The following is an 11,033-nucleotide window of genomic DNA, read 5'->3' as shown; positions in this document are numbered from 1 at the left end:
CCGGGGCGGGCATCGTCGGGACCCGGACGGCAGCGGCGCGGCGCGCGTCGTACGGCCGCCAGGGATGTCCGACCGACAGGAGAGATGATGCTCCGCTTCTCCCACTTCGTACTGCGGCACAAGCTCGCCGTCGTCCTGTCCTGGCTCGTGCTCTTCCTCGCCGGCGGGGCCGCCGCGGGGCGGCTGTCGGGAGAGCTGACCCAGGAGTTCTCGTTCCCGAGCACCGCCGCCCAGGAGGCGAACGACGCGATCCTGGCCGAGTACGGCACCGGCGCGACCACGTACCCGCTGGTCCCGGTCGTGGTGCTGCCCGCCGGCGCCGGCGTCGACGACCCGGCGCTGGCCCGGGCCTTCGACGCGGCGGCGGCGCTCGACCCCCGGCTGCGGGTCGTCTCCTACCCCGGTACGGGCGACCGCCGGTTCGTCGGCACCGACGGGCGTACCGTCTTCGGGCTCGTCTTCCCGCCACCTCCCGGCGCGGGCGGCGGCGACTACGGCGAGCGGCTCACCCGGGCCATGACACCGGCGCTGCCGCCGGGCGCGACCGTGCACGTCACCGGCCTGAACGAACTCGCCGCGGCGCACGACACCGGCACCGGCACCGGCGTGCTGGCCGAGACGCTGATCGGCGGTCTCGGCGCGCTCGTGGTGCTGGCCTTCGTCTTCGGCTCGCTGCTGGCCCTGGTACCGCTGCTGGTGGCGGCCGTCTCGATCCTCACCACGTTCCTGGTCGTGCTCGGCCTCACCGGCATCGCCGACGTCAGCTTCATCGTCCAGTTCCTGGCGGCGCTGATCGGCCTCGGCGTCGCCATCGACTACTCGCTGCTGCTGGTCACCCGCTGGCGCGAGGAGCGGGCGCACGGCCACCACGGCGACGAGGCGGTGCACCGGGCCATGGCCAGCGCCGGTCGGGCCGTGCTGTTCAGCGGTGTCACCGTCGCGATCGGACTGATCGCCCTGGTGCTGCTGCCCGTACCGTTCCTGCGCAGCGTCGGCTACGGCGGCATGCTCGTACCCGTGATCAGCGTGCTGGTCACCCTCACCCTGCTCCCGGTGCTGCTGGCCACGGTCGGGCACCGGGTCGACGTGCCCCGGCTCCGCCGCTCCGGCACGGTCGGCCGCGGCTGGAGCGCCTGGGCGGGCGGGGTGGTCCGCGCCCGCTGGCTCGCCGCCGGCGGTGCGCTGCTGGTCCTCGGGGCCCTGGCGGTCTCGGCCGCGCGGATCGACCTCGGCGACGCGCGGAGCGACGCGCTCGCCCGGTCGGCCCCGCCGGCCGCCGCGGCCGGGCTGGCCGAGCTGACCCGGGCGGGCGTACCCGGGGGCGTGCTCACCCCGATCGAGGTGCTGGTCCCCGCGGACGCCCCGCGCCCGGCGGCGCTGGACGACCTGCCCGGCGCGTACGCGAGCCTCGCCCCGGCCGGCCCCGGCTGGCACCGCGGGAACACCCGGCTGCTGGTCGTGCTCCCGAGCGACGAGGCGAGCAGCGACGCCGGCAAGGCCACCATCACCCGGGTACGCGACGCGGTGCGGGCGCTGCCCGGGGCGCGCGTCGGCGGGTTCGGCGTGCTCTCGATGGACGCCGAGGAGGCGCTGTACGGGCCGTTTCCGCTGCTCCTCGCCGTGATCGGACTGATCACGTTCGTGCTGCTGACCCGGGCATTCCGCTCGGTGCTGCTGGCGCTGAAGGCGGTGCTGCTGAACCTGCTCTCCCTGGCGGCCAGCTACGGGGTGCTGGTGCTGGTCTGGCAGGACGGATACGGCTCGCGCCTGCTCTGGGACATCCCCGCCACCGGCGCGATCACCTTCTGGGTGCCGCTGATGGGCTTCGCGTTCCTCTACGGCCTCTCCATGGACTACGAGGTCTTCATCCTCGCCCGGATGCGGGAGGAGTACGACCGCACCGGCGACACCCGCGCCGCCATCGTCGAGGGGATCGGCCGTACCGGGCGGCTGGTCACCAGCGCCGCGCTGATCCTCTTCCTCTCGTTCGTCTCGCTGTCGACCGCGCCGAGCACCGACATCAAGATCCTGGCGACCGGGCTGGGCGCGGGCATCCTGCTCGACGCCACGGTGGTGCGTTCGCTGCTGGTACCGGCCACGGTGTCGCTCCTCGGCCGCTGGAACTGGTGGCTGCCGGGCTGGCTCGCCCGCCTGCTGCTGGTCCCGCGCGCGTCCGCGCCGGCCGCGCCCGAACCCGTACCGGCGCCGCTCGCCCCGTCGATCTAGGGCAAATCCTTGCTAGTGGATATCCATTAGCAAGGATTTGCCCTAGATCGACGGGGTCAGCCCACCGTGTCCAGTGGGAGCCGGATCAGCAGGCCGTCGGGGAGGGCGACGTTCGAGGAGTAGAGCTGGCCGATCTCCGCGCCGGTCAGCGCCCGGTCGTAGAGCCGTACGTCGTCCAGCGAGCCGCGCAGCCGCTGCGCGCCGTCGAGCCGCTGCCCCAGGTGGATCTCGAACGGACGCTTCGGGCTCACCGAGCCGAGCCCGGCGACGGCGGCGGACCCGGCCGACGCCCCGTCCACGTAGATCGCCAGGGTGTCGCCCGACCGGACCAGCGCGAAGTGGTGCCACCTCTGGTCGTTGTAGGCCTTCGTGGTGGCGACGGAGAAGTGCGTCTCGCCGCTCTGCGCCCAGGCCCGCAGCAGACCGTTGGCCGGCTCGGCGCGGAACCAGAGCTGGGAGTAGACGTCGCCCTGGTTGTACGCCCACACCAGCGCCTGCGTCGCCGTGCTCGCGCCGTAGTTGAACCAGCCGGACCAGGTGAAGTCACCGCTGCTGACCGCCAGGTCCTCGGCGAACGGCAGGCGTACGTGGTCGTCGGTGCCGTCCAGCGAGAGGGCGCTGCCGAACCGGCCGGTGACCGGCCGCGCGCCGCCGTGCACGTACGCGTCGAGGTCGTTCGGGGACGAGTCCGGGGTGGTCGGCTTGCCGACCGACGCCGCGTCCGGCAGCCCCAGGTCCGCCTCGGTGAAGGTGGTGAACCAGATGTACCCGTGCGACCAGGAGGCCGCCCGCTCGTACGCGAGCGCGACGGTGTTGGCGTCCACCAGCGTCATGTCGGTGTAGGCCGACATCCCGGAGTAGATCACCGTCCCCCCGCTCGGGTCGACCCACTCGTTGCCGCCCTTGAAGGTGGAGCGGATCGTCATGTTCTCCCGGGTCTCACCCTGCCGGGTGGGCGCGGCGAGCAGGACCCGGTTGTACCGGGCGCCCCTGTCGGTGGCGCGCAGTTCCAGCGTGGACGCCTGGACGGTCGGCACCGCGAGGCTCGACTCGGCGGCACCGGCGCGGAAGCCGGTGGAGAAGGTGAGCCCGCCGTCGGTGGAGACGGCCGAGGCGACCGTGGCGGCGTTGGGACCGCCCTCGTCGCGGGCGAACGCGAAGATCGAGCCGTCCGGGCGCTCGAAGACGGAGAGTTCCTGCACCCTCAGGTCCGGGTAGGCGCCGTCGTCGTAGGCGCCGAGGTGCCAGTCCAGCCCGCCGTTGTCGCTGTAGACGAGGGCGCCGCCGCGCCGCCCGTCGGACGCGGTGTAGTTGGTGCCGGCGACGAGCCGGCCGGCGTGCGCGCCGCGGGTCAGCTGGATCCCGTGCGAGGGGCCGGTGGCGTACCCCTGCCAGGTCGGGAGCTTCACACTCCCGGTGATCTCCTCGGGCGTGGTCCAGCTCTTTCCGTTGTCCATGCTGTACTGCCGCCAGACCGTCCGGTAGGCGCGCGTGGTCAGCAGCACCACCCGACCGGTGGCGGCGTCCACCATCGGTACCGGGTTGTGCGCGGTGGTGTCGACGCCCTGGTGCACCGCGATCGGCGCGGACCAGGTCTGTCCCCGGTCGGTGGAGCGGACCATCACCACGTCGTGCGTACCGGTGTCCCCGCAGCTGGGCTTGCGCCCCTCGGCGAAGAGCAGCAGGCTGCCGTCCTTCGCCTTCACCAGCGCCGGGATGCGGTAACACTTGTAGCCGTACGTGTCGGGTTTGAGGATGTACTTCCCCTCCAGGTTCGCCGCGGCGGCCGGCGCCGCCGGGGCGACCAGGCTCGAACCGACCACGAGGGCGAGGAGCGGCACCAGCGCCCGCATCCTCGAAAGTGACTTCCGCACCGCTGTCTCCAAGATGTCGGTGGGCGGGCCGTCCGGCTGCAATCTTCAATATGCCGGCATAGATTGCAAAAAATTTACCAGAGCGGCCCGCGCCGACGAGGGGTTCAGCGGCCCTGTCTGAGGTGGCCCCAGGTACCGTCGCCGACGATGCCGTCCGACGGCGGCGAGTACGACGTCTGGTAGCTCTTGACCGCGGCCGTGGTGGCCGGCCCGAAGATGCCGTCCTGGTCCAGGGCGACGCCGAGCGCGGCGGTGAGGGCCCGTTGCAGCCGGACCACGGCCTCGCCGCTGCTGCCGGAGCGCAGGGTCGGGTAGCTGGCGCCGTGTGCCAGCAACGCCGTCCAGGTCCACCGGTCGACCACGCCGGTGGCGCCGCCGTACACGCCGTTGGCACCCTGGAAGGCGCTGACCGCCGCGGCCGTGCCGGTGTCGAAGTTGCCGTCCAGCGGCACGGTCTGGCCCGCGCCGCGCAGCAGGGTCTGCACGGCGCAGACCGCGTCGGTGTCGGTGCCGCCCTGCCGGAGGTCGGGGTAGGCGGTGCGGTTCAGGGTGACCAGCCCGCACGGGCCGGCGCCGCCGCCCCGGGCCAGCGCGAGCAGGTCGGCGCTGCTGCCGTTGAAGCGGTCGCCGTCGACGTTGCCGGCGATGCCCGGTACCGACGCCGTGTCGGTGTACTGCCAGAAGGTGTACGAGCTCCAGCCGCCGATCCGGCTCGGCGCGCTGACCCCGTACTGGGCGATCCAGAGCGGGTACCGGGCGAACGCGGTGCTGTTGCCCATCCAGTTCTTCCAGTTGCTGACGTTCGTGTAGATCATCGGTACCCGGCCGGTCAGCCGCTCGACCTCGTCGAGCCAGGTCTGCACCCAGTTCTGCAGCTGGCTGACCGAGAGCCCGGCGTTCGCCTCCAGGTCGAGCGCCGGCGGCAGCTCGCCCGGGGTGCCGAAGGTGCCCGCCACCCCGACGAAGTACCGCGCCTCCAGCAGCGCGTCGTTCGCGCCGCTGTCGGGCCGGGCGAAGTGGTACGCGCCACGGATCATCCCGACGCTGGCCGCCTGGGCGTAGTCGATGGCGAAGCGGCTGCTCGTGTACGTGGTCGACTCGGTCGCCTTCACGATGGCGAAGGCCTGGCCGGAGTTCCTGACCGAGGTCCAGTTGATCGGGTTCTGGTACGCGGAGACGTCGATACCGGGGATCGTCGTCGCCAGTGGCACCGCCCCGGGGGCGGCGGGTTCGGCCCCCGTCGCCGGCCCCGTGGCCTCGGCCGCCGACGCCGCCGCCGGTATGCCGAGAACCGCCGCCGCCACCGCGACGGCGGCGATCCCTCTCCACAGCCTCATTCCTCACGACCTTCCAAGCCGAGCCGCGGCCGGCCGGAGGCCGGGGCGGTACCGATTTGACGTTTGTCGATCGGAACTTCTACCAGCGCGGACTAGCGTCCCGGTTGCGCCGTACTGACGCTCCACCGACCGGGAGCGGTAGCGGGCTTCGGAGCGGACGTCGATCAGCTCCTGTCCGAGTTGGTGACGGTCGCTCAGGGCGCCGCCTCCCTGGACAACCTGACCCCGATTGCCGTATTGCTGTCCCAGTGGCGGCACACCGCCGAGGTGTACAGCGACCCAGCGCTGCTGGAGGCGATCAGCCGGGAACCCGAAGGTGACTTCGGGCCGGCCCAGCCCCCGACAGAGCAGCGATGAGCCCGAAGCGCGGCGACCGGGCGGCTCCACCGCCCACCGACACGCGCTTCATCATTGGTCTCGACGACCTACTCGGGGACCCTCATCGAACGTCCAGGTAACTCTCCGCGTTTTCCCACCTGACCAGCGCATCTTTGGGTGCGTCGTGCCAGCGGGCATGGCCGGGGACGCCGATCCGGTGCCCCTGAGCGAGGAGGTACGGGAGGGACGCGAGCATGCCAAGCGGGAGCCGGAGCCGGCAGGAACGCGCCGAAGCGGCCCGGAAGGCGATGGAGCGGGCCAGGCGGCAGGAGCGCCGCAGGCGGCGGCTCTTCACCGGCACCATGATCGGCTTTGTCGCGGCGGTGGTGCTCGCCGTGGCGCTGGTGATGGTCTTCCACCAGCCGAGCAAGAGCAGCGCCGCCCCGCCGCCGGCGATCCCGGCCACCCCGCTCGCCACCGCCCAGGGCCGCACGGACCAGCCGCCGTGGGACGCGCCGGCGGACGCCGGCGCCCAGGTACGCGCGGCCGGGCTGCCCATGCTCGGCACCGAGGGTACGACCGAGCACATCCACGCCCACCTCGACGTGATCGCGAACGGGCAGCCGGTGACGGTACCGGCCGAGGTCGGCATCGACGCCGCGGGCGGCCAGATCAGCCCCCTGCACACCCACGACACCACGGGCGTGCTGCACATCGAGTCGCCGGTGAAGGCCGACTTCAGCCTCGGCCAGTTCTTCACCGAGTGGCAGGTGACGCTCACGGCCGACCAGATCGGCGGGCTCAAGGCCGGCGACGGCAAGGTGCTCCAGGCGTACGTGAACGGCAAGCCGTACGCGGGCGACCCGGCGGGGATCGTCCTGCACGCGCACGACGAGGTCGCGATCGTCTACGGCACACCGGCCCAGCAGGCCAACCCGCCGTCGAGCTACGCCTTCCCCGACGGCGAGTGACGGTTCGGCGCCGCCGGGGCGCCCGCGGCGAACCGCCGCGGGCGCCCCGGTCGCCACGCGTCAGAGGCTGAGTCGCTGCCCGGGGAGGATCAGGTTCGGGTCGGCGCCGACGACCCGCTTGTTCTTCTCGTACAGCGCGTGCCAGCCGCCCTGGACGTGGTGTTTCGCGGCGATCGCCGAGAGCGTGTCACCGGGCCGGACGGTGTAGCCGCCCTTCCCGGCGGCCGGGTGGGACCCGCCGCCGGTCGAGCCGCCCCGGTGGGACGCGCCGCCCGTCGGCTTCGTCGCGGTGCCGGCCGGCTTCGAGGTGGTGCTCGCCGGCTTCGAGGTGGTGCTCGTCGGACTCGGCGTCGACGCGCCGGCCCGCGCACCGCAGACCGGCCAGGCGCCGATGCCCTGACCCGCGAGGACCTTCTCGGCCACGGCGATCTGCTGCTCCCGGGTGGCCAGGTCGGCGCGGGCCGCGTACTTCGTTCCGCCGTACGCCTGCCAGGTGCTCTGCGCGAACTGCAGGCCCCCGTAGTAGCCGTTGCCGGTGTTGATGTGCCAGTTCCCGCTGGACTCGCACTGGGCGATGGCGTCCCAGTTCACGCTCGACGCGGCGCTGGCGGCCGTACCGCTGCCGAGCAGCGCGGCCACCCCGGCGGCACCGGAGAGCGCGACGGCGGCGGCCATCCGGCGGTGCCGGCGGGACGGCTGGACGTGGTGACGCCCGGTGTACCTGCTGAAAGCCATGGGTATCCCCCTCCACGCCTACGAGGTGAGCTGTCGGGTTCGGGCCGAGGTCGCCCGGCCGCCAAGGCGGCTTCACCCCAGAGGCGCGCTCCCGCGCGCCGAGGAACCTGGGTCCCCCGCTCCTGCCTGTGGTTCGTCTTCGACCCGCCGACCGGCGGCAGGACTCGGCGTACCGGCGCGGGCATCCGCTGGAAGCGGAACAACCGACGCTAGGACGGGGTCGGCGGGGCGCTCCACTCCTGCCGCCCGGATGGTGACTCCCCTCACGACGAAACGGTGCCTACTCGGGCGACGCCCCGCAATTTCGATATGTCGGGAAGGCGGCACGCCGGGCGCGGGCGGGGCGGAATCGGGCGGGAACGCGGGGACGCGCCGTTAGTCGCGCCGCGACGCGGGTACCCGCTCGGCACACCGAGCCCCCATCGCCGGACAGGCCCCGCGAACCACCGCCCGACCGCCCGCCCCCGTCTCCGAGGTCGAGAGACGACGGGTGCGTCACCGCGACAGTCGAAACCGGAAACCGATCCGATGGAGGCCGAGGTGGAGAACGAAGAGCGAGCGAACCGAGTACCGAGCAACCGCCGGGTGAGTGTGGCCCTGGCGCTCGGGACCGCACTCCTGCTCACCGCCACCGCGGTCCTGTTCGCCGCCGGCCCGGCGCACGCCGGCGCGACCCCGCCCACCGGCGCCGACCTCCGCGCCGGCGGCCGGCCGGGCGGTGACCCCGTCACCAGCACGGTGGAGCTGCGCAACGGCGAGGTCTACGGCGTCGGCATGCCGGTGGTACTGAAGTTCGGCGCGCCGGTGCCGGCCGGTACGAAGACCGAGGTGGAACGGCGCCTCTCCGTACGCAGCGATCCCCCGCAGGTCGGCGCCTGGCGCTGGCACAGCGACGACCAGGTCATCTACCGCCCGAGGGACCACTGGCGGCCGGGGACCAGGCTGACGGTACGGAGCGAGATCGGTGGGGTGGCGGCGCCCGGGGGCCGCCATTTCGACACCGACCGGACCATCACGGCGACCATCGGCCGCAGAACCACCTTCAAGATCACCAACGCGACCAAGCAGATGCAGGTCTTCCGCGACGACAAACTGGTCAAGACCTTCCCCGTGAGCCTCGGCGCGCCACAGACCCCGACCTCTTCCGGCAACATGCTGATCATGAGCCGGGAGAGCCGGGCGTTCTGGGTCTACAGCGACCGCGACTCGCTCGACGTACGGTACGCGGAGCGGCTCACCGCCGACGGCGAGTACATCCACGCCGCCCCGTGGTCGGTCGACGACCAGGGCCGCAACAACGTCAGCCACGGCTGCACGAATCTCTCGACCGAGAATGCCGAATGGGTGTACCGCAATTCACAGGTCGGCGACCCGGTGACCGTGACCGGTACCGAGAAGCGGCTCGCCCCCGGCAACGGCTGGACGGTCTGGGACATGAGCTGGGCCGACTACACCAGGCAATAGCCGGCCAACGGCCTTGAGCAGGTCCTAGATCTGGTCGAGCCAGATCACGATGCCGGTCAGGTCGTGCAGCACGGCCGCGACTCCGGCCCGGACGGCCGCCGCGCAGCGCTCGGCCGTGAAGGAGCCGGGGTCGTACGTGGAGGACATGCCGAGCCCCTCGCCCCGGTACGACGCGCCGGACCAGTCGACGGCGGTGACGTTGTGCGTGGGCTCGGCCAGCTCGGCGCCGACCACGAGGAACCGCTGCGACAGGTGGCTCGCGGTGACCAGCGCGAGCGGGTCGACCAGCTGGTTGCCCGCGCTGACGACGAGGTCCGGGCCCATCTCGATCGCCCTCGTGATGCTGGGTATGAGGTCGTGGGCGTCGGCGGCGGCCACCGTACGCAGGTCGACGTGCTCGGCCTTGGCCCACTGCTCGACGGCCGCGACGAGAGCCTTGGTGGGCGCGTCGTCACCCGCGGTGAGCAGCACGACCCGGTAGTTCTTCGACGGGTGCACCCCGTCCCAGGAACCGGGCCGCGGCGTGACGGTCCCCTCCGGGGTCGGCGCGGCGGAGGGGTCCACGAACCCCGGGCCGAGCGCGCCGACGGCGACGGGGCTGGGGTGCGGCCGGGACCAGTCGTCGCCGGAGCCGCATCCGGTGACCAGGGCGGCGGCCGCGGCCAGGATGGCAACGGCCCGAAGCGGGGCGCGCAAGGCGATCGTCGTCCTCTCCGGTGCTGACGGCGGAAGGTGCCGGATTACTTCCTATCCCAGTTCCCGCCGCGATCGGTCCACCGGCGACCGTCACCGCGGTTTGTTCGCCAGCGGTTCGCCCACGTTGGGGTTCGCGTTCACCGGCGGCATGCACGGTGCACTGGCCACACCGAAGGAGCCAGAACCGCATGTCACGCCGGGTCCACCACGCTGCCGCCGCCGCCGTCGTCGGGATCGTCGCGGCGGCGCTCGCCGTACTGAGTGCCGGGCCGGCACCGGCACACGGGTTCTCGTCGACCGTCTACGTCCACGTCACGGCGGGCGGGGGCGGCCACGTGCGGACGGCGCTGGAGCTGGAGTACGACCTCTTCGTCGTCTCCGCCGCCGACTACCGGGACGACGATTCCCTCTTCCGGTCGGGCACCGCCGCGTTCGAGGCCCGCGACCCGGCGGACGAGGCGGCGGCGCTCGACGCCCACGCGACCTCGGCCGTCGGGTACGTCACCGAGCGCTTCTCGGTCAGCGCGGGCGGGCGGGGCTGTACCCCGGCCCGGCTCGGCGATTTCACCGTCGGCGAGCGGGAGGGCGTGCCGTACGCGGATCTGCTGCTCGACTGGGCCTGCCCGGAGCGGGCGGACCGGCACGAGGTGCGCACCGGCCTGTTCCCCGACGCCGAGGGCTACGTCAAGGGCACCAAGACGATCGTCACCTACGCGCTGGACGGCCACTCGGGCAGCGCCGCGCTGGACGCCGCCCGCCCGTCGTTCTCCACCGGCCAGTCCTGGTACGAGCGGTTCTGGGAGTTCTTCCGCCTGGGGGCCGAGCACCTGCTGACCGGCATCGACCACATCCTGTTCCTGCTGGCGCTCATCGCCGGGTCGCGACGCCCACGGGAGATCGTGCTCGCGGCCACGAGCTTCACCCTGGCCCACTCGGTGACGTTTATGCTCGCCGCCCTCGGCCTGGTCGAGGTGCCCGCCCGGGTGGTGGAGCCCGTCATCGCGCTCTCGATCGCGGTGGTCGCCGGCTGGCACCTGTGGCGGATCCGGCGCCGCGGCGACCACGCCACGGATCTCGAAACAGCCGGGCGCGGCCACTTCAGCCTGGACCGGGCCGGCTGGCTCCGCCTCGGTGTCGTCTTCTGCTTCGGCCTCGTACACGGGCTGGGTTTCGCGGGCGCCCTCGGCATAGACGAGGCGTGGTCGTGGACCCTGCTCTGGTCCCTGCTCGTCTTCAACGTCGGCATCGAGATCGTGCAACTCGGCCTCATCGCCCTCGTTTTCCCGCTGCTGGTCGTGCTCCGGCATCGCGCGCCAAAAGCCGGCCTTTGGGCGACGGGCGCCATTTCAGCGGGCGTGTCCATTATGGGGCTGATCTGGTTCGTCCAGCGGCTGCTCGGCGGGTGAATCCCC

The 11,033-nt window shown here is 72.6% G+C and carries 8 protein-coding genes and 1 riboswitch; of the genes, 4 read left to right on the top strand and 4 right to left on the bottom strand.

All coding sequences use genetic code 11. The features are described from left to right. Positions 1-87: 87 nt before the first annotated feature. Complete coding sequence (locus tag AB0J86_RS18260) at positions 88-2,226, top strand: MMPL family transporter (protein ID WP_363858447.1); 2,139 nt, start codon at positions 88-90, stop codon at positions 2,224-2,226. A 56-nt stretch (positions 2,227-2,282) separates the two neighbouring features. On the opposite strand, the gene AB0J86_RS18255 is transcribed toward AB0J86_RS18260, so the two are convergent. Next, entirely contained in the window at positions 2,283-4,100 is a 1,818-nt protein-coding gene (locus tag AB0J86_RS18255; RefSeq protein ID WP_363858445.1) for a sialidase family protein, read from the bottom strand. A gap of 104 nt (positions 4,101-4,204) precedes the next feature. Continuing rightward, a complete protein-coding gene (locus tag AB0J86_RS18250) occupies positions 4,205-5,437 on the bottom strand; it encodes a GH25 family lysozyme (protein ID WP_363858443.1) in 1,233 nt (410 codons plus the stop codon). Between the two features lie 572 nt (positions 5,438-6,009). On the opposite strand from AB0J86_RS18250, the gene AB0J86_RS18245 reads away from it, so the two are divergent. Continuing rightward, positions 6,010-6,726, top strand: a complete 717-nt coding sequence (locus AB0J86_RS18245; protein ID WP_363858442.1) for a hypothetical protein — start codon at positions 6,010-6,012, stop codon at positions 6,724-6,726. A gap of 60 nt (positions 6,727-6,786) precedes the next feature. On the opposite strand, the gene AB0J86_RS18240 is transcribed toward AB0J86_RS18245, so the two are convergent. After that, positions 6,787-7,461, bottom strand: a complete 675-nt coding sequence (locus tag AB0J86_RS18240; RefSeq protein WP_363858440.1) for a transglycosylase family protein — start codon at positions 7,459-7,461, stop codon at positions 6,787-6,789. Positions 7,462-7,464: 3 nt separating this feature from the next. Continuing rightward, positions 7,465-7,605: riboswitch (cyclic di-AMP (ydaO/yuaA leader) on the bottom strand. A 441-nt stretch (positions 7,606-8,046) separates the two neighbouring features. Between AB0J86_RS18240 and AB0J86_RS18235 the strand changes: the two genes are divergently transcribed. After that, positions 8,047-8,925, top strand: coding sequence for a L,D-transpeptidase (locus AB0J86_RS18235; protein WP_363858439.1), 879 nt, complete (start codon positions 8,047-8,049; stop codon positions 8,923-8,925). Positions 8,926-8,949: 24 nt separating this feature from the next. On the opposite strand, the gene AB0J86_RS18230 is transcribed toward AB0J86_RS18235, so the two are convergent. Continuing rightward, complete coding sequence (locus AB0J86_RS18230; RefSeq protein ID WP_363858437.1) at positions 8,950-9,621, bottom strand: hypothetical protein; 672 nt, start codon at positions 9,619-9,621, stop codon at positions 8,950-8,952. A 188-nt stretch (positions 9,622-9,809) separates the two neighbouring features. On the opposite strand from AB0J86_RS18230, the gene AB0J86_RS18225 reads away from it, so the two are divergent. After that, positions 9,810-11,027, top strand: a complete 1,218-nt coding sequence (locus tag AB0J86_RS18225) for a HupE/UreJ family protein (protein ID WP_363858436.1) — start codon at positions 9,810-9,812, stop codon at positions 11,025-11,027. Positions 11,028-11,033 lie beyond the last annotated feature (6 nt).

Origin of the sequence: Micromonospora sp. NPDC049559 (assembly GCF_040676675.1) — a bacterium.
GTDB lineage: Bacteria > Actinomycetota > Actinomycetes > Mycobacteriales > Micromonosporaceae > JBFAPK01.
This window is presented reverse-complemented; position numbering and strand designations above follow the sequence as displayed.